At 67.5% G+C, this 24,381-nt stretch carries 15 protein-coding genes; 9 read left to right on the top strand and 6 right to left on the bottom strand.

The features are described 5' to 3' along the window. Window positions 1-121: 121 nt before the first annotated feature. Entirely contained in the window at window positions 122-1,330 is a 1,209-nt protein-coding gene (locus tag CT3_RS20670; protein ID WP_066538150.1) for an HD-GYP domain-containing protein, read from the bottom strand. An 86-nt stretch (window positions 1,331-1,416) separates the two neighbouring features. Continuing rightward, a complete protein-coding gene (glnE, locus tag CT3_RS20665; RefSeq protein WP_066538406.1) occupies window positions 1,417-4,173 on the bottom strand; it encodes a bifunctional [glutamate--ammonia ligase]-adenylyl-L-tyrosine phosphorylase/[glutamate--ammonia-ligase] adenylyltransferase in 2,757 nt (918 codons plus the stop codon). A gap of 106 nt (window positions 4,174-4,279) precedes the next feature. On the opposite strand from glnE, the gene CT3_RS20660 reads away from it, so the two are divergent. From CT3_RS20660 to CT3_RS20645, 4 genes are all read left to right on the top strand, one after another. Further along, window positions 4,280-8,359 (top strand): YhdP family protein, encoded by a 4,080-nt coding sequence (locus CT3_RS20660; RefSeq protein WP_066538147.1) that lies wholly within the window; start codon window positions 4,280-4,282, stop codon window positions 8,357-8,359. Further along, window positions 8,356-9,174, top strand: a complete 819-nt coding sequence (locus tag CT3_RS20655) for a carbon-nitrogen hydrolase family protein (protein WP_066538144.1) — start codon at window positions 8,356-8,358, stop codon at window positions 9,172-9,174. Before CT3_RS20660 ends, CT3_RS20655 begins: the two co-directional genes overlap by 4 nt. A gap of 89 nt (window positions 9,175-9,263) precedes the next feature. Further along, entirely contained in the window at window positions 9,264-11,219 is a 1,956-nt protein-coding gene (locus CT3_RS20650; RefSeq protein WP_083520476.1) for a two-component system sensor histidine kinase NtrB, read from the top strand. A gap of 25 nt (window positions 11,220-11,244) precedes the next feature. Further along, complete coding sequence (locus CT3_RS20645; RefSeq protein ID WP_066538139.1) at window positions 11,245-11,889, top strand: response regulator transcription factor; 645 nt, start codon at window positions 11,245-11,247, stop codon at window positions 11,887-11,889. 101 nt (window positions 11,890-11,990) lie between these two features. Here the strand turns inward: CT3_RS20645 and CT3_RS20640 are convergent, their stop codons facing one another. Both CT3_RS20640 and CT3_RS21520 read right to left on the bottom strand, forming a co-directional pair. After that, on the bottom strand, window positions 11,991-12,647 hold the full coding sequence (locus tag CT3_RS20640; protein WP_066538137.1) for a YiaD family glycine zipper/OmpA-like lipoprotein: 657 nt from the start codon (window positions 12,645-12,647) through the stop codon (window positions 11,991-11,993). 325 nt (window positions 12,648-12,972) lie between these two features. Then, window positions 12,973-13,098, bottom strand: coding sequence for a hypothetical protein (locus CT3_RS21520; RefSeq protein ID WP_255503409.1), 126 nt, complete (start codon window positions 13,096-13,098; stop codon window positions 12,973-12,975). On the opposite strand from CT3_RS21520, the gene mltA reads away from it, so the two are divergent. Beyond that, on the top strand, window positions 13,097-14,269 hold the full coding sequence (gene mltA, locus CT3_RS20635; protein ID WP_066538135.1) for a murein transglycosylase A: 1,173 nt from the start codon (window positions 13,097-13,099) through the stop codon (window positions 14,267-14,269). The two genes, CT3_RS21520 and mltA, sit on opposite strands and share 2 nt — an antisense overlap. Window positions 14,270-14,457: 188 nt before the next feature. On the opposite strand, the gene CT3_RS20630 is transcribed toward mltA, so the two are convergent. Together CT3_RS20630 and CT3_RS20625 are read right to left on the bottom strand one after the other, a co-directional pair. Continuing rightward, the gene (locus CT3_RS20630; RefSeq protein ID WP_083520467.1) at window positions 14,458-16,176 is read right to left on the bottom strand and encodes an MFS transporter; all 1,719 of its coding nucleotides are present in this window, start codon (window positions 16,174-16,176) and stop codon (window positions 14,458-14,460) included. Between the two features lie 124 nt (window positions 16,177-16,300). Then, on the bottom strand, window positions 16,301-16,795 hold the full coding sequence (locus CT3_RS20625) for an Lrp/AsnC family transcriptional regulator (RefSeq protein ID WP_066538402.1): 495 nt from the start codon (window positions 16,793-16,795) through the stop codon (window positions 16,301-16,303). 292 nt (window positions 16,796-17,087) lie between these two features. Here CT3_RS20625 and CT3_RS20620 point away from each other — a divergent pair, with 292 nt between their 5' ends. The 4 genes from CT3_RS20620 to secF all read left to right on the top strand — a co-directional run bounded on the left by CT3_RS20620 (window position 17,088) and on the right by secF (window position 24,272). Continuing rightward, a complete protein-coding gene (locus CT3_RS20620) occupies window positions 17,088-20,687 on the top strand; it encodes an indolepyruvate ferredoxin oxidoreductase family protein (RefSeq protein WP_066538129.1) in 3,600 nt (1,199 codons plus the stop codon). A 299-nt stretch (window positions 20,688-20,986) separates the two neighbouring features. Next, a complete protein-coding gene (gene yajC / locus CT3_RS20615) occupies window positions 20,987-21,328 on the top strand; it encodes a preprotein translocase subunit YajC (protein ID WP_066538126.1) in 342 nt (113 codons plus the stop codon). Between the two features lie 77 nt (window positions 21,329-21,405). After that, window positions 21,406-23,307, top strand: a complete 1,902-nt coding sequence (gene secD, locus CT3_RS20610) for a protein translocase subunit SecD (protein ID WP_066538122.1) — start codon at window positions 21,406-21,408, stop codon at window positions 23,305-23,307. An 11-nt stretch (window positions 23,308-23,318) separates the two neighbouring features. Beyond that, entirely contained in the window at window positions 23,319-24,272 is a 954-nt protein-coding gene (secF, locus tag CT3_RS20605) for a protein translocase subunit SecF (RefSeq protein ID WP_066538119.1), read from the top strand. The last annotated feature ends 109 nt before the right edge of the window (window positions 24,273-24,381 follow it).

Genomic DNA, 24,381 nt, shown 5'->3' with positions numbered 1-24,381 from the left:
GTTACGGTGGAAGCGATCACTCTCGCCAATCCACTACTTGCTAGATGGGCTCATTGGACAAAAGTTCCAGAGGGCCCGGGGAATTTTTATGTAACGGCTTGCATCCAGGCGGCCCGCAGGCTCAGCAATTGATCTCCAGCAGGCGGTCCAGCGGCAGGCGCACGCGCACGTCGCGCTGCGCCACCGGGGCGGAAATTTTCCAGTTCGGGTGGGCGGTGTCGCGCGGAATGGGCTCGCCCGTGGGCATGCCTTCCTTGTTCACCAGCACCGCCACCTTGGGGGTGGCGGCCGTGGTGCCGCGGCGCACGACCACGGCGGTTTCGCCGCTGGCCAGCTTGACCCAGGCGCCGGGCGGGTAGATGCCCAGCGACTTGATCAGCGCGGCGCCGGCTTCGTCCACCGACTTGGTCTCGTCGTAGTAGCTGGCCTGCATGGCCGAGGTGACCGACATGGGGTGGCGGTTGGCGCGGGGTGCGATCCGGGCGCCAAAGATGTCGGCGCGCTGGATCATCCGGGCCAGCTGGTCACCCGCCGTCTTCTCGGCCAGGCGGCCGGGTGCGCGCAGGTGGTGACCCCGCACGCCCTGCAGCCAGACCTCGTCGGTGACACCCAGGTCGCGCAGCATCTGCTCCGAGCGCAGGGCGTGGTCTTCCACGGCCTGGGCCTGGGTGGCGCTCAGCGGGGTGATCTGCTGGGCCAGGTCGTCCTGCAGATGGCCCATGCCCAGGTTCATGCTCAGACCGGCGCGGCCGATCTGGTGGATGCGCTCTTCCGGCCAGCGCAGGGTTTCCCGGGCGGAAATCATGCACACCGCCGCCACCAGCATGGCGTGGGTGGCGCAGTAGTGGCGGGTTTCCTCGGCGGACATCTGCACCAGGGCCAGCAGGGTGGCGTCCGGGGCTTCGGCGCAGTGGCGGGCCAGACCCTGGTGCATGTTCTCGAACCGGGGCAGAAAGCTATCCGGGTCGGGGGTGCGCATCAGCTGGGTCAGGCGGGCCTGCCAGGTGGGCCAGTGCGGGGTCTTGCGTTCCCGGTCGGCGGCATCTTCCTGGGCCAGGGTGGCATGCATGGTCATGCTGGAAATCATGCCCAGCGGCTTGTCCGACATCAGCATGTTCTGCAGGTGGGCCTTGAAGGCGCGGAAGCTGTCGCCCGACTCGTCGGTGTCCACGCACAGGGTCTGTCCACGGGCCAGCAGGATTTCCAGTTCCTTGGGCGTACGGATCACATAGCCCTTCTGGGCCAGCAAGGCACCGGCCACCCCGCGCAAGGCGAAAGGCAGGGGCTGACCCAAAGGAATGGTGTCAATATTCAGTTCAACAAGGTTCATGGCGGCCACATGGAAGATGTGACATATTTTTACATCTTATGGAGGACTGCTCCACGGAAATTTCCGTTGGAACTGGAAGTAATTGCTTACGCATCGCCAAAAACGGTCTGCCACAGCTGCCGGATGGCATCGGACTGGACCTGGACGCTGGCCGGATCTACCTGGCCGTTGCCCTCGTTCAGGCGCGACTGGTGCTGTACCCGGCGCAGTTCGCGGTAGGCCGCTGCCGCTGCCTGGCCCTGGCCTGCGGGCAGCAGCCCGGCGGCTTCGGCCCGTTGCAGCAGCGCGATATTGCCCACATTGTCGATGAGTTCACGGTGCTGTGCGGACTGGGACAGTACCAGGTACTGCACCGCGAACTCCGCGTCCACCATGCCGCCTTCGCTGTGCTTCACATCAAAGGCCGCACCGCGCACCGGATGGGCGGCGCGCACACGGGCACGCATGGAGACAATCTCCTCGCGCAGCGCTGCGGCGTCGCGGGGGGCGGTGATCACGGTTTCGCGCACGGCATCGAAGCGGGCGGCCAGATCGTCGCTGCCCAGCACGAAGCGCGCGCGGGTCATGGCCTGGTGTTCCCAGGTCCAGGCGGTGTTGCTGCCGCGTTGCTGCTGGTAGTCGGCGTAGGCCTTGAAGCTGGTGACCAGCAGGCCGGAGTTGCCATTGGGGCGCAGGGCGGTGTCGATCTCGAACAGATCGCCTTCGCCGGTCTTCACCGTGAGCCAGTTGATCAGCTTGCGCACAAAGGCGGCATAGACCTCCGGGGCGTTGTCGTCGGCGTCGTCGAAGACGAAGACGATGTCCAGGTCGCTGCCATAGCCCAGCTCCTTGCCGCCCAGCTTGCCGTAGCCAATGATGGCGAACTGCGGGACCTCGCGGTGGCGGTTTTTCAGGCGCTGCCAGCACCAGGACGCGGTCACGCGCAGCACGGTATCGGCCAGGGCGCTCAGGTCGTCGGCCACCTGTTCCACGGTGATGGCGCCTTCCACGTCGCGGGCCAGGGTGCGGAAGGTTTCCGCATGGTGGGCCCGGCGCAACAGGTTCAGCAGCGTTTCGTCGTCGTCCTCTCCGGTGGATTCCAGCGCCTGCAGGCGCAGCGCCATCTCGTGCTCGAAGTCGGCGGCGGAAAAGCGCTCCTGGAACAGGGCTTCGCCCGCCAGCTCGTCGATCACCCCCGGGTGCTGCTGCAGGTAGCGGGCCGGCCATTTGGCGGCGCCCAGCATGTGCAGCAGGCGTTCGTGCACGGACGGGCGCTCCAGCAGCAGGGCCAGATAGCTTTCTCGGCGCAGCAGCGGCTCCAGCCAGTTGATCATGCGCACGGCAGCTTCCTCGCCCACCTTGCCCTGCTGCACCCATTGCGCGGTGCGCAGCACCAGGCGGAACAGGCGGGTGCGGGCCTCGTCGCGCAGGCCCTGCACCCGTGGCAGGTCTCGCCATTCGGCGACGCGGCTGGACAGGGCCGGCGGCAGCTGTTCCAGCAGCGCTTCCAGATCGGGAATGGCCGGCCCCCCGGTGATGGCGCGCGGCCCGGCGCAGTTGCCGCTGGCGCAGTCCTGGGCCTTGTCGCCGCCCAGCAGGGTGTCGAATTCCTGGGCCACCAGTTCGCGGTGGGCATCGAGCTGGTGCAGGAAATCCTGGCAGCGGGCAAAGCCCATGGTCCGGGCAATCCATTCCAGGTCGTCGTCGCGCGTGGGCAGCACATGGGTCTGCTGGTCGTCCAGGTACTGGATGCGGTGTTCCACGCCGCGCAGAAAGGTGTAGGCCTCGGCCAGCTGCTGGGCCGTCTCCTGCGGCATCAGATTGGCACGGGCCAGGCGCTGCAGCGCTTCCAGCGTGGGGCGGCAGCGCAGTTCGGGGAACTGGCCGCCGCGCACCACCTGCAGCAGCTGCACGGTGAATTCGATCTCGCGGATGCCGCCGCGCGACAGCTTCACATCGTTGGCGCGTTCGGGGTGGCCGGCGCTGCGGCGGGTGGCATGTTCGCGGATCTGGCGGTGCAGGCTGCGCAGCGCATCGAACACGCTGTAGTCCAGATAGCGGCGGAACACGAACGGCAGCACCACGCCCCGTAGGCCCTGCACATTGGGGGTGGCAATGCAGGCCGTGGGCGCGACGATGCGGCTCTTGAGCCAGGCAAAGCGCTCCCATTCGCGGCCCTGCACCAGCAGATACTCTTCCAGCGACCCCAGGGACACGGCGGCCGGGCCGGAATTGCCATTGGGGCGCAGCGCCAGGTCGACGCGGAAGACAAAGCCGTGCTCGGTGGTGTCGCCGATCAGCGCATAGATGGCTTTGACCACGCGGCCAAAGTATTCATGGTTGGAGAGCTTGCCGCGCCCGTCGGGCAGGCCGGCGGTGTCGCCATCGTGTTCGTAGACATAGATCAGGTCGATGTCGCTGGAGACGTTCAGCTCCCGCGCGCCGAACTTGCCCATGCCGATGATCCACAGCTGGACCGGCTGGCCGTCGGGGCCCTGCGGGGCTCCATGGCGGCTGTCCAGATCGGCGCGGGCGGCCTGACAGGCCCGGTCCAGGGCCAGCTCGCCCAGCGCGGTCATGCTGCCGGTGACGGCGCCCAGGTCGGCCGTGCCATCGCAGTCCAGGACCATGGTGCGCTCCAGCACCAGCTGGCGCAGGATGCGCAACGCGGCCCCCAATTCATAGGGCTGGGCCAGCAGGGCGTCGAGTGCCTGCTCCATCGTGGCACGGGTGGGCACGCCGGCCGGCAGCAGCGGGAACAGGGCGTCGTAGCGCCGGTGCAGACGCTGCCAGAAGCGTGAATAGGCCGCAGGCGGCAAGGCGGGGGTTGCGTGTTCGGCCGGGGAAATGTCTGCGCTCTGCATGTTCACCAAGGGATAGGGCCTGGGAAGCGTCTGCCAGCACCATGCCCCTACATGCTCCCTGTGCCGGGAGCCGCGGGTCATAATTTGGCCACTCTTCACCTTGCCAATGATCGATCCGAAACCGCACCCCTCCCGCCTGCTCCACAGGGCAGCAGTGGTGGCGCGGTGGGCGCTGGCAGGGCTGCTGGCCTTCTGGTTGCTGCTCGCGGCCACGGCCGGGGTGCTCCATGGATTCATTGTGCCGCGAATCGGGGACTACCGCGGCAAGCTGGAACAGCTGGCCGCTCAGGCCTTGGGGGTACCGGTGCGCATCGGTGCCGTGACCGCCTATTCCGACGGTCTGGTGCCCAGCCTGGAGCTGAAGGATGTGGAGCTGCAGGACGCCCAGGGCCGGCCTGCGCTGCAGCTGCCGCAGGTGGTGGTGGCCGTCTCGGCCCGCTCCCTCTGGCGCAGGGGGGTGGAGCAGATCGTCGTGGAGTCTCCGCAGCTGGATGTGCGGCGTCGGGCCGACGGGCGCTGGGAAGTGGCGGGCCTGCTGCAGCAGGACGACGCCACGCCGGACAGCAGCCCCCTGGAATGGGTGCTGGACCAGCCCGAAATCGCCATCCGCAACGGCGTGCTGCGCTGGAACGATGCCCTGCGGAACACCCCCGAACAGCAGCTCGAAGGCGTGAACCTGGTGCTGCGCAACGGGCACTGGCAGCATGCGCTGCGCATGGACGCCCGGCTTCCCCTGGCGCAGGGGGGCGGTGCACTGCAGGTGATGGGCAACTTCAAGGAACCGGTGCTGGCCGTCAGCGGCCGCCCCTGGGAACGCTGGCAGGGACAGTGGTTTGCCCAGGGAGCCTTGCAGCAGGTGCCGCACCTGCCCTGGCCGGCCGAATGGGGAGTGGACCAGGTGCAGGCACGGGGCGACTTTCGTGCCTGGGCCGATGTGCGCAAAGGCGCGCTGGCCGGTGTCACGGCCGACCTGCGCCTGCCCCAGGCGCGGGTGGACTGGCGCAACGGACAGCCCGCGCTGGACCTGCAGCAGGTGGCCGGTCGGCTGGACCTGCAGGCCCTGGACGGGGGCTGGCAAGCCCGGGGAACGGGCTGGACCTTCACCCTGGCCGACGGCGCCCACTGGCCGGCCAGCGATGTGACGCTGCGCTGGCCCCAGGCCGGTAGCGATACACCCCATGCGCTGGAAGCCAGCTACCTGGATCTGGCGCTGGCCCGGGCCGTGGCCCAGCGGCTGCCCCTGCCGGAGGATGCCCAGGCGCAGCTGGCGCGCTGGGAGCTGCAAGGCCGGGCGGAAAAATTGCAGCTGCGCTGGCAGCCGGCCATGGCCGGCCACCCGCTGCGCTACCGGGCCCAAGGCCAGCTGCAGGGGGTGAGCTTGCGCGACCTGCAGGCTGACAGCCACACGCCGGGTCTGCACAACGCCAACCTGCGCTTCACCTTCGACCAGCAAGGGGGCTCGGCCGATGTGGAGATGCGCCAGGGGGCGCTGGAATTTCCCGGTATTTTTGAAGAGCCCCGCATCCCGGTGGACCGGCTGCAGGCCAGCCTGCGCTGGAGCCAGGATGCCCACGGGCGCTGGTCGGTCCAGGTGCCGCAGGCCCAGTTTGCCAATGCCGATGCGCAAGGCCAGCTGCAGCTGCGCTGGCAGATGGGGGCCGATGCGGCCCGGCGCCTGCCGGGCGATCTGGAGCTGGAAGGCGTGCTCAGCCGCGCCAATGGCGCACGCGTGCACCGTTATCTGCCGCTGGAGGTGCCGCAAGACGCGCGCCACTATGTGCGCGACAGCGTGCGCAGCGGCAGCGCCAGCAATGTGCGCTTCAAGGTGGCGGGGCCGCTGGAACAGTTCCCCTTCGACACCCATGGAAGCAAAGGTGTGTTCCACATCGTCGCACCGGTGCGGGACGTGGTCTATGACTATGTGCCGCCGCGCCTGCGTGCGGAGGGCGAAGCCCCCTGGCCGCTGATCACCCAGCTGGCCGGGGAGCTGGTGTTCGACCGGGCGGGCATGCAGGTGCGCAACGCCCAAGGCTGGTTTGGCGAGCACAGCAAGGTGCCGCTTGAAGCCATCCAGGCCGCGATTCCGGACCTGTCCACCCCGGTGCTGGACGTCTCTGGCCATGGCAAGGCGGCGCTGCCGGCCTGGCTGGATGTGGTGGCACGCTCCCCGTTGGCCGGGATCACCGAGCATGCGCTGGACCGTGCTGCGGCGGCCGGTCCCGCCACGCTGAAGCTGGCGCTGCATCTGCCGATCGAGCAGTTGGAGCATGCTCGGGTGACCGGCACGGTGGGCCTGCAGGGCAACCGGCTGCGCCTGCGTCCCGATGTGCCCGAGCTGCAGGAGGCCCGGGGCATGGTGCATTTCAGCGAGAAGGGCTTCACCCTGCAGAGCGTACAGGCCCAGTCGCTGGGCGGCAATGTGTCGCTGGCCGGCGGGCTGCAGGTGGGCAAGGGCGCGCCGGCGCTGGACATCCGCGCCCGAGGCCGCGCCACGGCCGAGGGGCTGCGCAGCGACGCCTTTCTGGCGCCGGTGGCGGACCTGGCCCGGCATGCCACGGGTGCCACCGAGTACGAGGTGCAGGTGGGCTTGCAGCGGGAGCTGCCGCAGATCGTGGTGCGCAGCAGCCTGCAGGGCATGGCGCTGAATCTGCCGGCCCCGCTGGGCAAGGCGGCCGAGGTGGCGGCCCCGCTGCAGGTGGCCCAGCGGCTGACACCGGCTGCGGCAGGCGACAGCAAGTCCCCGTTGCAGGACATGTTGCAGATCCATGTGCAGGACCGCGCGTCGCTGACCTATGTCTACGACCAGACGGGCCCGCAGGCCAGGGTGACCGGGGGCTGGATCCAGCTGGGCCGCGACATCGGACCCGCCGGGGCCTGGCCCGCAGGCTGGAACGGGGGCCCTGGCGTGCAGGCACAGGCCCAGCTGGACACCCTGGACATCGACGCCTGGCGGGCGCTGGCCACCCCGGCGGCGGAAGCCGGGCGCGTGGCCCCCGCCGCGGCGCCGGTGCCGGCGGACGTGCTGCCCTATCTGCCCCAACGCCTGGGGCTGCGCGTGGACCAGTTGCACCTGCATGGCCGCGTGCTGTACGACGTGGTGGCCGGGCTGACCCAGTCCGATGCCGTCTGGCGCGGCAACATCCAGGCGCGGCAGCTGGGCGGCTATGTGGAATACCATCCGCCGGGTAAGACCCACCCCCAGGGCCTGGTGTTTGCCCGTCTGTCCCACCTGCTGCTGCCCGAAGGGGCGGCCGACCAGGCCGACAGCCTGCTGCAGTCCCAGCCCCAGCAGATGCCGGCGCTGGACATTTCGGTCAAGGAATTCGCCCTGGCCGGCCGGGCACTGGGCAGCCTGGCGGTGCAGGCCCAGAACCAGCGCCGCGATGGCCAGCCGCAGTGGGTGCTGGACCGCTTCGATGTGAGCCTGCCCGAGGCCACGCTCACCGCACAGGGCACCTGGGGTGGCCCGGATGCCCTGCGCCGCCGCACCCAGCTGCGCTTTACGCTGGCCCTCAAGGATTCCGGCGCGCTGCTGGAACGTTTTGCCATGCCCGGCGTGGTGCGCGGCGGCAAGGGCAGTCTGGAAGGCGAGCTGGGCTGGCGCGGCGCACCGATTGCGCCGGACTGGCACAGCATGGCCGGCAAGCTGCACCTGGATGTGGGCCAGGGCCAGTTCCTGAAGGCAGAACCCGGGCTGGCCAAGCTGCTGAGCGTGCTCAGCCTGCAATCCCTGCCGCGGCGCATCGGGCTGGACTTCCGCGATGTGTTCAGCAGCGGTTTTGCCTTTGACTTTGTCCGCGGCGATGTGACCGTGGCCCAGGGCGTGGCCCGCACCAACAACCTGCAGATGAAGGGCGTGAACGCCGCCGTGCTGATGGAAGGCCAGGCCAATCTGGCCGACGAGACCCAGCAGCTGCGCGTGGTGGTGGTGCCGGAAATCAATGCCATGACGGCTTCGCTGGTGGCCACGGCCATCAACCCGGTGATCGGTCTGGGCAGTTTCCTGGCCCAGGCCGTGCTGCGTGGTCCGCTGGTGGCGGTGGCGACACGGGAGTTCGACATCACCGGCAGCTGGTCCGAGCCCGAGGTGCGCGCCGTGCCCCGGCGCACCGCACCGCCCACTGCCGGAGGCACGGTGCCCCCGGCAGCGGCCGGCGCGCCATCGACCAAGGAGCCCCAGCCATGAAGATCGCCGCCCTGCAAATGGTGTCCACCCCGGTGGTGGAAGAGAATCTGTGCACCGCCCGAACGCTGCTGCTGCAGGCCGCCGAGCGGGGGGCGGAGCTGGTGGCCCTGCCCGAATACTTCTGTGCCATGGGCCGCAGCGATACCGACAAGCTGGCCTATGCCGAGCGGTGGGGCGATGGTCCCATCCAGTCCGCTCTGGCGGACTGGGCGCGGGAAGCCGGGGTGTGGCTGGCCGCAGGCACGCTGCCGCTGGTGGCCCTGGCCCCGGACCATGTGCGCAACACCAGTCTGCTCTTCAGCCCGCAAGGGCAATGCGTGGCGCGCTACGACAAGGTGCACCTGTTCCGCTTTGCCACGGGACAGGAGCAGTACGACGAATCCCGGGTGGTGGAACCCGGTGACCGGCCGGTGACGGCAACCCTGACCGACCGCAGCGGCCAGACCTGGACCCTGGGCCTGAGCGTGTGCTACGACCTGCGCTTTCCCGAGCTGTACCGCGCGCATGCCGCCGCGGGCGCGGACCTGGTGCTGGTACCCAGTGCCTTCACGCACACCACGGGCCGGGCGCACTGGGAGCTGCTGCTGCGCGCCCGGGCGGTGGAAAACCAGTGCTATGTGCTGGCGCCGGCCCAGGGCGGTATCCACGACAATGGGCGCCACACCTGGGGGCACAGCATGCTGGTCGACCCCTGGGGGCAGGTGCAGGCCCTCCAGGCCGCCGAAGGTGCTGGCGTGGTGCTGGGCCAGATGGACCGCACCTATCTACGGCAGGTGCGGCAGCAACTGCCTGCTTTGGAGCATCGCGTCCTGTGAATTCCCTGCAAACTTGGCCTTGGCGCCGTTGGCACAGTGCCTGGCGGCGCTGGTCGTTGTGGACCCTGCTGGTGGTGCTGGTGGTCAGCATGCTGGTCACCATGGTGTGGCTGGCCGGCCGCTACGAGGCCAGCCAGGTCCAGGACAAGCTGGAACGCGACACCGTGGGCGCGGTGTCCGAAATCCGCTCCGCGCTGGCCCGCAACATGCAGGATCTGCAGGCCCTGAATGCCGGGGATGTGGCGCTGGAAGACTGGCGCGTGCGTGCCGCCGAGCTGCTGCAGGTGCGCCGCGAGATCGTGCGCGTGGAATGGCGCAACGCCGCCATGCGGCTGGTGGCCCACGCCGAGACCCCGTACCGCGGCGAATACTGGAGCGACAACTTCCGCGAGGAAAGCGAAACCCATGCTGTGGCGGCCTGTTCCAACGCCCGGCGCACCAATGCGGCGACCTATTCGCCCAGCTACTTCCAGCTGCTGGGCGAGGGCCTGGGCATGGAGCTGATGGAGGCCTGCCAGCCACTGCAGCACCAGGGCCATTTCGTGGGCTATGTGGTGGCCACCTATTCGCTGCCCAACATCCTGAGCAGCCAGGTCAGCAAGAACCTGACGCGCAACCAGGAGGTCTCGTTCACTGAGCCCGATGGCACGCGCCTGGCCCTGGTGGGGGCGGCCTGGCGTGGCACGCGCGTGTTCTCGGCCCAGCAGCTGCTGGACCTGCCGGGCCACACGCTGGTGTTGCGCATGGACAGCTGGCACCGGGCTCCCAACGTGTTCCCGAACGTGCTGACCGCGCTGGTGACGGCCATGTCGATTGCGCTGGTGAGCGTGCTGGTGGTGCTGGTGCGCGACAACCGGCGCCGCCTGCGTGCCGAACGCGACCTGGGCGATGCGCTGGCCTTTCGCAAGGCCATGGAGGATTCGCTGATCACCGGCCTGCGCGCGCGGGACCTGCAGGGCCGCATCAGCTATGTGAACCCGGCGTTCTGCGCCATGGTGGGCTTCAGCTCCGAGGAACTGCTGGGGCTGGACATCGCACCCTACTGGCCGCCGGAGCTGGCGCAGGAATACCGCCAGCGCCAGGGGCGCCGGCTGTCCGGCGCCATTCCCACGGCGCGCGAGGGCCATGAGTCGGTGTTCATGCGCAAAGACGGCACGCGTTTCCCGGTGCTGATCTTCGAAGCGCCGCTGATCAATGCCCAGGGCCAGCACACGGGCTGGATGAGCGCGTTCATCGACATCAGCGAGCAGCGCCGCATCGAGGAAATCTCCCGCGCCTCGCAGGAGCGTCTGCAGGCCACGGCCCGCCTGGCCACGGTGGGCGAGATGGCCTCGCTGCTGAGCCACGAGCTGACCCAGCCGCTGATGGCCATTGCCAGCTACGCCTCGGGCTCGCTGCACCTGCTGGAGGGTTCGGGCAACACGCCGGTGGCGCAGCTGACCGGCGAGCAGGCGCGGGAGCAGCTGCAGGAGCTGGTGGCCGTGATGCGCAAGATCGGCTTCCAGGCCGACCGTGCCGGGCGCGTGATCAAGAGCGTGCGCGACTTCGTGCGCCGCCGCGACCAGTCGCGCGAAGCCGTGTTTCCGCAGGAGCTGCTGGATGCCGTGCTGCCGCTGGTGCGCATGCAGGCGCGCAAGCTGGGCGTGGACGTGGAGACCTATGTGGCCCCCGGCCTGCCGCCGGTGTGGTGCGATGTGACCATGGTGGAGCAGGTGCTGCTGAACCTGACGCGCAACGGCATGCAGGCCATGGAGGCGGCGCAGATCGTGGAGCGTCGGCTGGAAGTGCGGGTCCAGGCACCGGAAGCCGGACAGCCTGCCGACCGGCTGGTGTTCTCTGTCAGCGATTGGGGCACGGGGATTCCGGACGAGGTGGCTGAACAGCTGTTCGGGGCCTTTTTCACCACCCGCCCGGAGGGCATGGGCCTGGGTTTGAGCCTGTGCCGCACGGTGGTGGAGCAGCATGGCGGACAATTGCAGCACCGTCAGCACCAGCCACGTGGTACGGTATTCACTTTCACGCTGCCCGTTGCGGTACCGCAGTGAAGCCACTCTCCCCCTGACAGATACCATGGAACCAGTCCCCAACGCTACCGTCTACATCGTCGACGATGACGCCGATGTGCGCGAGGCTCTTGCCTGGCTGCTGCGCTCGCGGCGGCTGCTGAGCGAATCCTATGACAGTGCCGAGGCCTTTGAAGCCATGCTGGCCTCGCACAGCCCTTCGCGCACCCCTTGCTGCCTGCTGCTGGACGTCCGCATGGGCGGCAAAAGCGGTCTGACGCTGTTTGACGACCTCAAGGCCCAGGACCAGATCGGCCGCATGCCGGTGATCTTCCTGACCGGCCACGCCGATGTGCCCACGGCGGTGGACACCGTCAAGCGCGGTGCCTTTGATTTCTGCGAAAAACCGTTTTCCGACAACGGACTGGTGGACCGCATCGAGCAGGCGCTGGCCGTGTCGGCCCAGTGGCTGGAGGCGGCGGCCCAGCAGGAGACGGTGCGCACCCGCCTGTCCGAGCTGACCGAGCGCGAGCGCGCCGTGATGGGCCTGGTGGTGGAAGGTGTGCCCAACAAGCTGATTGCGGATCAGCTGGACATCAGCGTGCGCACGGTGGAGGTGCACCGCGCCCGTGTGTTTGACAAGATGCAGGTCAAGTCGGCGGTGGAGCTGGCCAATCTGCTGCGTGCCCACGGCCAGTTGCCGGCGGCCTGAGCCCCGCCAGGGTGGTGGGACGCATGGCCGCCACGACCCAGGTGTTTCCCTATGCAAAAAGGCCGCGACTGCGGCCTTTTTGTGGTCTGGCGCCGACGGTTTTACTGGGCCGAACGTTCGCCCACGAAGATTTCCACGCGGCGGTTGCGGCCACGGCCTTCGGCCGTGTCGTTGGTGGCCACGGGCTGCATGGAGCCACGGCCTTCCACACGGATGCGGTTGCCGTTCACACCGCGGGCAGTGAGGTAGTTGCGGGTGGATTCGGCGCGGTGCAGCGACAGCGGATTGTTGATGGCGTCGGTGCCGGTGCTGTCGGTGTGGCCCACGATGCGCACATCGGTGTTGGGGTTGTTGCGCAGGCCTTCGGCAAAGCGGTCCAGGATGGGGGCGAAGTTGCTCTGGATGTCGGACTTGCCGGTGGCAAACGAGATGTCGCTGGGGATGTCCAGCTTCAGCTGGTTGTCTGCCGTCTGGGTCACGGCCACGCCGGTGCCCTGGGTGGCGGCTTCCATCTCGCGCTTTTGCTTTTCCATGTGCTGCGACCAGATGTAGGTGCCCAGGCCGCCCACGGCAGCGCCTGCAACCGCACCCACACCGGCTTTGCCGCCGGTGGCCGCGCTGATGGCGGCGCCGGCCAGGGCGCCCACGCCGGCACCGGTGGCGGTGCGGCGGGTGGTGTCGCTCATGCCAGTGTTGGCGCAGCCGGTGATGGTGAGGACGGCGGCCGTGGCGGCTGCAAGGATGATCTTGTTACGCATAAAAAACACTCCTAGTCAGGTTGCGTGGAGTAGGCGACGCGGCAATCGCCACGTCGCGGACCTGAAATTGTGGTGACGTGATGCCTCGAGGCTATCAGCGTCTCGGGCCGGTTCACGTAGGACACCAGAGGCAGTGTAGGCCGTTGGTAGGGGGAGTGTGCGCTGGCACTGCGGGCAATGAAGATTTTTCATAGTGTGCGCAGCCACCTCGGACGCCCGCACGGCCAGGCGGGCCGGTCCGGCGGCCAGCGCCATGCTGCGCCGCAGCGATGCACCATGCCCGTGCGCAACACCCGGTGCCACGCCGCGGTCGCCGCGCCGGAGGCTAGTGCTGCGGTGGCTCGTCCGGCGGCGGTCGTTCGCCCTTGGGGCGACCGGAGAACATGGTCCACCAGACAATCAACACCAATACCAACAAAGCCAGTAGCGCTTCAAGCAAAATCAGGGTCATGAATCTCTCTCTCCTGCTGCGAGCATCGTTGGCTGTCATTGTAGGAAGCCTGGTGGCCTGCTCCAGCCCCCCCAAGCCTACGGGTTCCGGCCCATTGCCTTCCGAGCCTTCGATCGCCCTGGGCGATGGCAGCGACGCCGAGCCGCTGCCGCCCACGGCCCTGCAGCCCAAGAGCCGCTGGGTGCCGGTGCGCTGGGCCGAGCTGCCCGGCGTGCAGCAGGACGCCCTGCACGAAGCCTGGAACGCCATGCTCAAGAGCTGCGAGCGCCCCAGTCCGGCGTTTTCGCCGCTGTGCGGCGAGGTGCGGCGCATGAGCCTGTCCAGCGAGGCCGAGCAGCAGCTGTGGCTGCGCTCCCGCCTGCAGCCTTACCGCGTGGAAGGCCATGACGGCCGCGTGGACGGCATGCTGACCAGCTATTACGAGCCGCAGATCATCGCCAGCCGCCAGCCCACGGCCGAGTTCAACATTCCGCTGTATGCCCTGCCGGCCGGCCGCACCGCCAAGGGCGGCCCCTGGTACACCCGCCAGCAGATCGAAACCCTGCCCGCCGCCCAGGCCGCGCTGCAGGGCAAGGTCATTGCCTGGATGAACGATCCGGTCGAGGCCATGGTGCTGCACATCCAGGGTTCGGGACGCCTGCAGATCACCGAGCCCGACGGCCGTGTGCGCCAGGTGCGCGTGGCCTACGCCGGCACCAACGACCAGCCGTACAAGAGCATCGGCAGATGGCTGCTGGACCAGGGCCTGGTGCGCGATGCCACCTGGCCGGGCATCAAGGCCTGGATCGCGCAGAACCCCGGCCGTACCCAGGAGCTGATGTGGAGCAATCCGCGCTATGTCTTCTTCCGCGAGGAAGCCCTGGAAGGAGTGGACATCAACTTCGGGCCCAAGGGCGCGCAGGGCGTGGCGTTGACGCCCGGGCGCAGCATTGCCGTGGACCGCGGCAGCATTCCCTATGGCACGCCGGTATGGCTGCATTCCACCGGCCCGCAGGTCAGCCTGAGCCGGCTGGTGCTGGCGCAGGACACGGGCAGCGCCATTGTGGGTGCCGTGCGTGCCGACTATTTCATGGGCTGGGGGCATGAAGCCGGGGAGCTGGCCGGGCGCATCAAGCAGAACCTGCGTCTCTGGGTGCTGTGGCCCAAGGGCGTGCCGGTGCGCGGAGGCTAGTCTCCGCTGCCGCCGGTGCTGCGCAGGCGATGGGCGCTTGCTCTGGCGCAGGTCTTTCCGGGCCGCAGATCCGGCAGGCCCTCGCCAGTGCAGACATTTCGGGCAGCATGCTGCGCTGCAATAAAAAGGGATGCCCCGGGCATCCTTTTTTGTGGGCATCGGCCACCCGGCGCGGCCGGGCCGCCGGGTCAATCCGTCTCGAAGTAGCGGCGCACGGTCGGCGGGGTGTCGTGCACATGGAAGGCCAGCTTGCGTTCGCGCAGCGCCACATCGGCGGCCGTCACGCGTTCAAAGCGGCGCAGGTGCTCGGTCCAGGATTCATCCACGATCTGCTCCACATAGCGCTCGGGCTGCTCCATGCTGTGCAGCAGGCTCCAGCCCACCGCCCCCTGGCGCAGGCGGCTGCGGCGGCTTTCCTGCATCAGCGTGCGAAAGCGCCGGGCCTTGGCGGGGTTGATGCGGTATTCGATCTGTACCACCACGCGGCCGCCTTCGGGGCGGTCGTGCGTAGGCGGTATCCAGGCCTTGGAGGGGCTCAGGTCTTCCAGCGCCTGGCGCTCGGTCACCAGGCGCTGCACCAGCAGCATCACCAGCACGCCGGTGACGGCCGCGGCCATCAGGCTGGTGGGCACGCTGGTCAGCGAGGCCACCTTGCCCCACAGTGCCGCACCGATGGCCGTGCCGCCCATGATGGACATCTGGTAGGCCGCCATGCCGCGGGCACGCACCCAGTTGGGCAGGGCCATCTGGGCCTTCACGCCCAGGCTGTTGGCGGTGGAGATCAGCGCCATGCCTGCCACCATCATGCAGGCAATGGCCAGCAGCAGGTGCGGCACCAGGGCCACGCCCACCGTGGCCAGTGCCATCACGCAGGTGCCGACAATCACCAGCTTTTCGCCCAGCGCCTGGCGCAGGCGCGGCAGAAACATGGCGCTGATGATGGCGCCTGCACCCATGGAGGCCAGCAGGATGGTGAAGGTGCCGGCGCCGCCGACAAAGTGCCCCTCGAAACGCTGGGCCGTCAGCGGCAGCAGCGCCATGATGGCGGTGGACATGAAGAAAAACGCCACGGTGCGCGCAATCACGGCGCGCATGCGCGGCGACTCCTTGACGAACTGCAGGCCCACGCGCATCGCGCTGTGCAGGCGTTCGCGGCCCAGCGGGTTTTCCGGCTGGTGGCGCTTCCAGCGCACCAGCACGATGCCGGAGAGGATGGACAGCACGGCATTCAGCACAAACACCCAGGCGCTGCCCAGGCTGGCGATGATGGCGCCCGCCACCAGCGGGCCGACGATGCGCGAGGCATTCATGGCCACGCCGTTGAGCGCCATGGCCGATGGCAGGTGGGCCTTGCTGACCATCTCCGGCAACAGGGCGGAAAACACCGGCCAGCGCATGGCCGTGCCGATGCCGTTGGCAAAGGTGAGGGCCAGCAGCAGCGGTGCCGTCATCCAGCCCATGGCCACGGTGATGCACAGCAGCACCGCCACCGTGGCCACCAGGAACTGGGTGGCAATCACATAGCGGCGGCGGTCCAGGATGTCGGCCAGCGCTCCGCTGGGCAGGCCCAGCAGAAAGACCGGCAAGGTGGAGGCGGTCTGCACCAGGGCGACCAGCACCGGCGAGGTGGTCAGCGAGGTCATCATCCAGGCTGCGGCCACATCGTTCATCCACATGCAGATATTGGCCGCCAGCGTGACCCCCCAGAGCATGCGGAAGCTGGGGGAAGCCACCAGCGGTGCCCAGGTGGACACCGGCTTGCTGGCCTGGGGCGAGCGGCTGTGCGGGCTGGCCGGGTCTTCCAGCACCTGGCCGGCGGGCGCCGGCGCCGGTGCAGGCGGAACGGGCGCAGCAGGGCCGTGCGCGCCAGAAGAATCGGAAGAGGGGGGAGGAGAGGCTTCGGACATGGCCGGGCCATTGTGCTTGGAAGCCGCGCGCCGTGCAGGCGGTCGGACGCCTTGGTGACAGTCAGTTGGCGGTCTTGCGGCGCGGCCGGGGCGTGCTGCAGTGCAGCGTTGTCCGCGGGTTGCACTAGCCCCTGGCAGGCGCCTTGGGCTGCAGATGGCCCAGCGGCCAGGCGCTGCTGGACTTGACCTCGCCCAGCGAAAAGCTGGTGTGCATGTCTTTCACATTTGGCAGGTTCAGCAGCACGGTGCGGGTGAAGTGCGAAAAGCTTTCCAGGTCCTTGGCCACCACCTGCAGCTCGAACATGCCTTTGCCGCTGATGTAGTGGCAGGACACGACTTCGGGAATGGCGCGGATGGCTTCCTCCATCTCGCGGGTGCGCACGCCGGTGCTGATTTCGGCATCGATGCGCACAAAGGCCAGCACGCCCAGGCCGATCTTGTGGCGGTCGATCTCGGCGTGGTAGCCGCGGATGAAGCCCGCCTCTTCCAGCGCCCGCACGCGCCGCCAGCAGGGCGCAGCCGACAGTCCCACGCGCTGGGCCAGCTCGGCATTGGTCAGGCGGCCGTCGGCCTGCAGGGCGGCAAGTATGCCCAGGTCGAATTTGTCGAGATTGTTCACTTTTTGGTAGATCTGAGAAAAATCCTTGCGCAAGACTGCAGGAAGTCGGCAAAGAAAGCAATCACCTTCCGGGCGGTGGAACCTACACTTGACCCGCATCATCGAAATTACATACAAAAGGTGCGGGGCCATGTCTGCGGGATTCGCTCCAGACGGGACCACTGCGCCGCCCATGGAGACAAGCGATGAAAGCCTATTCCGAAGCCGGGTGCGCCAGCGTGCGCGCCCCAGCCGAGCCCCGCCTTCCGGCCCAGGGCGCAGGAACTGCCGCTGCAGTGCATGGAGGTGGCCTATGAACGCCCCCTTGCCCGAAAGCGTGCGCCGCGCACTGGAAACCGTCACGCTGGATGACAAGTACGACCTGCAGCATGGACGTGCCTTCATGAGCGGGGTGCAGGCGCTGGTGCGCCTGCCCATGCTGCAGCGCCAGCGCGATGCCCAGGCCGGCCTGAACACGGCCGGTTTCATCAGCGGCTACCGGGGCTCCCCGCTGGGCACCTACGACCAGTCGCTGTGGGCCGCCAAAAAGCATTTGCAGGCCAATCACATCGTCTTCCAGCCGGGCGTGAACGAGGAACTGGCCGCCACGGCCGTCTGGGGTACGCAGCAGCTGGATCTGTACCCTGACTCCAAGAAGTTCGACGGCGTGTTCGGCATCTGGTACGGCAAGGGCCCGGGTGTGGACCGCTGCTCCGATGTGTTCAAGCACGCCAACATGGCGGGCACCGCCAAACACGGCGGCGTGATTGCTATTGCGGGCGATGACCACATCAGCAAGTCCTCCACCGCCGCCCACCAGAGCGACCATATTTTCAAGGCCTGCGGCACGCCGGTGTTCTTTCCCAGCAATGTGCAGGACATCCTGGACATGGGGCTGCACGCCTTCGCGATGAGCCGGTTTTCGGGCCTGTGGTCCGGGCTGAAGACCATCCAGGAAGTGGTGGAGTCCTCGGCCAGCATCTCGGTCGATCCGGACCGCGTGAACATCGTGCTGCCCGAAGATTTTGTCATGCCGCCGGGCGGGCTGCATATCCGCTGGCCCGATGCGCCGCTGGAGCAGGAAGCGCGCCTGATGGACTACAAGTGGTACGCCGCGCTGGCCTATGTGCGGGCCAACAAGCTGAACTACAACGTGGTGCAGGGGCAGAACGACCGCTTTGGCCTGATTGCCAGCGGCAAGGCCTACAACGACATGCGCCAGGCCCTGGTGGACCTGGGCCTGGACGACGCGGTCTGCCGCCAGTTGGGCATCCGGGTGCACAAGGTGAATGTGGTCTGGCCGCTGGAGGCGTCGATCACCCGTGATTTCGCCCAGGGCCTGCAGGAAATCCTGGTGGTCGAGGAAAAGCGCCAGGTCATCGAATACCAGCTCAAGGAAGAGCTGTACAACTGGCGCAACGATGTGCGCCCGAACGTGCTGGGCAAGTTCGACGAGCAGGAAGGCGACAATTCCGGCGGCGAATGGAGCATGCCCAACCCCAGCCAGAACTGGCTGCTGCGCCCCAAGGCCGACCTGACGCCCGCCATCATCGCGCAGGCGATTGCCAAGCGCCTGAAGAAGCTGGGCGTCCCGGCCGACATCGAAGCACGCATGGAGCAGCGCCTGGCGGTGATTGCGGCCCGGGAACGGTCGCTGGCCGAGATTCCGGCCGGCACGGCCGACCGCACGCCCTGGTTCTGCAGCGGCTGCCCGCACAACACCAGCACCCGCGTGCCCGAAGGCTCGCGCGCGGTGGCCGGCATCGGCTGCCACTACATGACCACCTGGATGCCGGACCGCAACACCAGCACCTTCACGCAGATGGGCGGTGAAGGTGTGACCTGGGTGGGGCAGGCGCCGTTCACCACGGACAAGCATGTCTTTGCCAACCTGGGCGACGGCACCTACTTCCACAGCGGTCTGCTGGCCATCCGCCAGAGCATCGCCTCGGGCGCCAATATCACCTACAAGCTGCTCTACAACGATGCGGTCGCCATGACCGGCGGCCAGACCGTGGGCGAGCGGCCGGAGGGCCACTCCGTGGCGCAGATCGCCCACAGCCTGCGTGCCGAAGGCGTGGTCAAGCTGGTGGTGGTGACGGACGACCCCAGCAAATACCATGGCCGCACCCACCATGTGGACGCCAACCCGGCGCGCGCCAAGCACCTGGAGCTGCTGAACGACCTGCCGCCGGGCATCGAGGTGTTCCACCGCGACGAGCTGGACCGCATCCAGCGCGAGTTCCGCGAGATCCCCGGCTGCACGGCCATCATCTACGACCAGACCTGCGCCACCGAAAAGCGCCGCCGTCGCAAGCGCGGCACCTTGGCCACGCCCGACAAGACCGTGGTCATCAACGAGCTGGTGTGCGAAGGCTGTGGCGATTGCTCGGTGCAGTCCAACTGCCTGTCGGTGGAGCCGGTGGAGACCGATTTCGGCCGCAAGCGCCGCATCAACCAGAACACCTGCAACAAGGACTACTCCTGCGTCAAAGGCTTCTGCCCCAGCTTTGTCACCGTCGAAGGCGGCACGCTGAAAAAGCCCAAGAAGGAGAAGAAGGGCGATCTGTCGGCACTGCCCCCCATTCCCGAACCGGTGCTGCCCGTGGCCGAGACGGCCTGGGGCATCGTGGTGGGCGGTGTGGGCGGTACCGGCGTGATCACCATCGGCTCGCTGCTGGGCATGGCGGCCCACCTGGAAGGCAAGGGCGTGGTCACGCAGGATGCCGGCGGTCTGGCCCAGAAGGGCGGTGCCACCTGGAGCCACATCCAGATTGCCAACCGCCCCGATGCCATCTACACCACCAAGGTGGACATGGCCAAGGCCGATCTGGTGATCGGGTGCGACCCCATCGTGGCGGCCAACAAGGCCTCGCTGGCGGTGATGCAAAGCGGGCGCACGTTTGTCGCGCTCAACAGCCACGGCACGCCCACGGCAGCCTTCGTGCACAACCCGGACTGGCAGTTCCCTGGCGGCAGCTGCGAAGCCGCGATTGTCGGGGCGGTGGGCGCCGGGCTGGTCGGCAGCTTCGACGCCGAACAGGCTGCCGTGCAGCTGCTGGGCGACAGCATCTACACCAACCCGCTGATGCTGGGCTACGCCTGGCAGAAGGGGCGCGTGCCACTGGCCCACGCCGCGCTGATGCGCGCCATGGAGCTCAACGGCGTGCAGGTGGACAACAACAAGGCCGCCTTCGAATGGGGCCGCCGCTGCGCCCACAACCTGGCCGAGGTGCAGGCGCTTTACCAGGCGGCGCAGGTGATCCGCATCGTCAAGAAGCCTTCGCTGCAGGAACTGGTGGCCAAACGGGTGGAATTCCTCGGCGGGTACCAGAACGCCGCCTATGCGGCCGAGTACCAGGCGCTGGTGGACCGGGTGCATGCGGCCGAAAGCGCGCTGGGCAAGAGCACGGCGCTGAGCGAGGCCGTGGCGCGCTATCTGTTCAAGCTGATGGCCTACAAGGACGAGTACGAGGTGGCCCGCCTGCACACCGATCCGGCCTTTACCGCCCGGATCGCGGACATGTTCGAAGGCGACTACAAGCTGGTGCACCACCTGGCGCCGCCGCTGTCGGCCGCCAAGGACGCGCAGGGCCACCTGGTCAAGCAGTCCTACCAGCCCTGGATCCGCAGTGCGTTCGGCGTGCTGGCCAAGCTCAAGGGCCTGCGCGGCACGGCGCTGGATCCGTTCGGCAAGACCGAGGAGCGCAGGACCGAGCGCGCGCTGATTGCCGAGTACCGGGCCAGCGTGGACGAACTGCTGGCCGGCCTGACGGCCGAGAAGCTGCCGCTGGCCGTGCAGATCGCCCGCATTCCGGAGGACATCCGGGGTTACGGCCATGTGAAGGAGCGCCATCTGCAGGCCGCCCGGCCCAAGTGGGCGCAGCTGATGCAGCAGTGGCGCCAGGCCTGATCGCCTGAGGAAATGCCCTGCCGCTGGCCGGCAGGGCGCTGCGATGGCCTCCGGGCCAGGGCTTGCGAGGGTAAGGTGGGGTGGTGGCTGGCGCAACGGCATGGAGCGGTTGCGCCAGTTTTTTCTGGCTACCTTGCCTGCGGACCGCTGTCGGCGGCGGTGGAGGCAAAAACCCGCCGCCAGCTTGGAATAGCCCCTGCGCCGCCAGAGAGGGCCGCATACAATGTCCCGTTCGCCTGGGACTTTTTGCGGTTGCAGGCAGCCGTTTTATCTAGAACATTCCAAACTGGAGCTCCTCCGTGTTTATTTCTTCCGCTTTCGCCCAGACCGCTCCTGCCGCTGCTGCCGGTGGCGACATGATGTCCTCGCTCACCACCAACGTGCTGCCGATGGTGGCGATCTTCGCGGTGATGTACTTCGTGATGATCCGCCCCCAGATGAAGCGCCAGAAGGAACACCGCAGCATGGTGGAAGCCCTGGCCAAGGGCGACGAAGTGGCCACCGGCGGTGGTCTGCTGGGCAAGGTGAATGACCTGAACGAGCAGTTCCTGTTCATCGAAATCGCCAATGGTGTCGTTGTGCAAGTGCAGCGCAGCGCCGTGGTCCAGGTGCTGCCCAAGGGCACCGTCGGTACCAAGTAAGCCCTTTTTGTGAGCGGGCCGGACGGCCGATGGCGCGCCCTGCCCTCTCACGCCCTGTGTGAGAGAAGAGCGCGAGCATGAACCGATACCCGGTCTGGAAGTACGCGATCATTGTGATCGCGCTACTGGTGGGGGTGGTCTACACCCTGCCGAATTTCTTTGGCGAGGCGCCTGCGGTGCAGGTGTCGTCGGCCAAGTCCACCGTCAAGGTGGACGATGCGGTGCTGCAGAAAGTGCAGACCGCCTTGCAGGCTGCCAGCCTGCCGACCGATCACCTGGCCCTGGAGGGCACTTCGGTCCGTGCCCGGTTTGATACGCCGGACGACCAGCTCAAGGCCAAGGACGTGATCCAGCGTGCGCTGATCACCGATGCGACCGACCCCGCCTACATCGTGGCGCTGAACCTCGTCTCGCGTTCGCCCGACTGGCTCACCGCCCTGGGCGCCAAGCCCATGTACCTGGGTCTGGACCTGCGTGGTGGCGTGCACTTCATGCTGCAGGTGGACATGCAGGCCGCGCTGACCAAGAAGGCCGAGTCCCTGGCCGGCGACCTGCGCACCATGCTGCGCGACAAGAACATCCGCCATGGCGGCATCTCGCGTGACGGCCAGACCGTCGAAGTGCGCGTGCGCGACCAGGCGACGCTGACGGCCGCGCGCAACCTGATTGCCGACCAGTTCCCCGATCTGCAGGCCAGCGATGTGCCCGATGGCAGCGACGGCTTTGTGCTGCGCGCCACCATCAAGCCCGAAGCCCTGCGCAAGGTGCAGGAACAGGCGCTCAAGCAGAACATGACCACGCTGCACAACCGGATCAACGAGCTGGGCGTGGCCGAGCCGGTGATCCAGCAGCAAGGCCTGGACCGCATCGTGGTGCAACTGCCCGGCGTGCAGGACACCGCCAAGGCCAAGGACATCCTGGGCCGCACCGCCACGCTGGAAGTGCGCATGGTGGACGAGTCCTCCGAGGCGCGCTCTGCCGAAATGGGCTCCGGCCCCGTGCCCTTCGGCACCGAGAAGTACAACGACCGCAACGGCCAGTCGCTGATCGTCAAGAAGCAGGTGGTGCTGACCGGCGAGAACCTGACCGACGCTCAGCCCGGCTTTGACAGCCAGACCCAGGAGCCCACCGTCAATCTGACGCTGGATGCCAAGGGTTCGCGCATCTTCAAGGACGTGACCCGCGAGAACGTGGGCAAGCGCATGGCCATCATCCTGTTCGAAAAGGGCAAGGGCGAGGTCGTGACCGCTCCCGTGATCCGTTCCGAAATCGGTGGCGGTCGCGTGCAGATTTCCGGCCGCATGACCACGGTGGAAGCCAACGACACCTCGCTGCTGCTGCGCGCCGGTTCCCTGGCCGCGCCGATGGAAATCATCGAGGAATACACCATCGGCCCCAGTCTGGGTGCCGACAACATCAACCGCGGCATCCATTCCGTGGTCTGGGGCATGGTGGCGATTGCCGTCTTCATGTGCCTGTACTACATGGTGTTCGGTGTGATCTCCACCATCGCCCTGGGCGTGAACGTGCTGCTGCTGCTGGCCATTCTGTCCATGCTGCAGGCCACGCTGACCCTGCCCGGTATTGCCGCCATGGCCCTGGCCATCGGTGTGGCCATCGACTCGAACGTGCTGATCAACGAGCGCATCCGGGAAGAACTGCGTGCCGGCGCTTCGCCGCAGGCGGCCATCCAGGCCGGCTACGAAAACGCCTGGCACACCATCCTGGACTCGAACGTGACCACGCTGATCGCCGGTCTGGCCTTGCTGGCCTTCGGTACCGGTGTGGTGCGCGGCTTTGCCGTGGTGCACTGCATCGGCATCGTCACCAGCATGTTCTCGGCCGTGTTCTTCTCGCGTGGCCTGGTCAACCTCTGGTATGGCCGCCGCAAGAAGCTCAAGAGCGTGTCCATTGGCCAGGTGTGGAAGCCCGAGGGCGATGACCACCGTTCCGTGGCCTCCCGCGGCAACAGCAATTAAGGAGGAAGACCATGGAGTTCTTCCGCATCAGAAAAGACATTCCCTTCATGAAGTACGCGTTGGTCCTCAACGCGGTGTCCTTCATCACCTTTGCCCTGGCAGTGTTCTTCCTGTTCACCCGGGGCCTGCACCTGTCGGTGGAATTCACCGGCGGCACGGTCATGGAAGTGGCCTACCAGCAGACCGCCGACATCGGCAAGGTGCGCGACAAGGTCGCCAGCCTGGGCTACAGCGACGTGGTGGTGCAGAACTTCGGCACCTCGCGCGACGTGATGATCCGCCTGCCGGTGCAAAAGGGCGTCACCTCGGCCCAGCAAAGCGAGCAGGTGCTGGGTGCGCTGCAGGCAGAAGATCCGGAGGTCACCTTGCGCCGCACCGAGTTCGTCGGCCCGCAGGTTGGCGAGGAACTGGTGCACGGCGGCCTGATGGCGCTGGGCATGGTGGTGCTGGGCATCGTGATCTACCTGGCGTTCCGCTTCGAGTGGAAGTTCGGCGTGGCGGCGGTGATCGCCAACCTGCACGACGTGGTGATCATTCTGGGCTTCTTCGCCTTCTTCCAGTGGGAGTTCTCGCTGGCGGTGCTGGCCGGCGTGCTGGCTGTGCTGGGCTACTCGGTCAACGAGTCGGTGGTGATCTTTGACCGGATCCGCGAAGCCTTCCGCAAATTCCGCAAGCTCAGCACCCACGAGGTGATCGACCACGCCATCACCTCGACGATGAGCCGCACCATCATCACCCACGCGTCGACCGAAGCCATGGTGCTGTCCATGTTCTTCTTCGGCGGCCCCAGCCTGCATTACTTTGCGCTGGCGCTGACCATCGGCATTCTGTTCGGCATCTACTCCTCGGTGTTCGTGGCCGCCGCCATTGCCATGTGGCTGGGCGTCAAGCGTGAAGACCTGGTGAAGGCGCCGGTGCGCAAGGAAGGCGACCCCAACGACCCGAATTCGGGCGCGGTGGTCTGACCCCCTCGCTGCATACGCAATGCCAAGGCACCTTCGGGTGCCTTTTTCTATGGCCTGGCGGCGCCTGGGCAGTGATGCCGATTGCCGCAGTGGTCGCCCTGGCTCTGCA

It is taken from the genome of Comamonas terrigena NBRC 13299 (assembly GCF_006740045.1).
GTDB lineage: Bacteria > Pseudomonadota > Gammaproteobacteria > Burkholderiales > Burkholderiaceae_C > Comamonas > Comamonas terrigena.
This window is presented reverse-complemented; position numbering and strand designations above follow the sequence as displayed.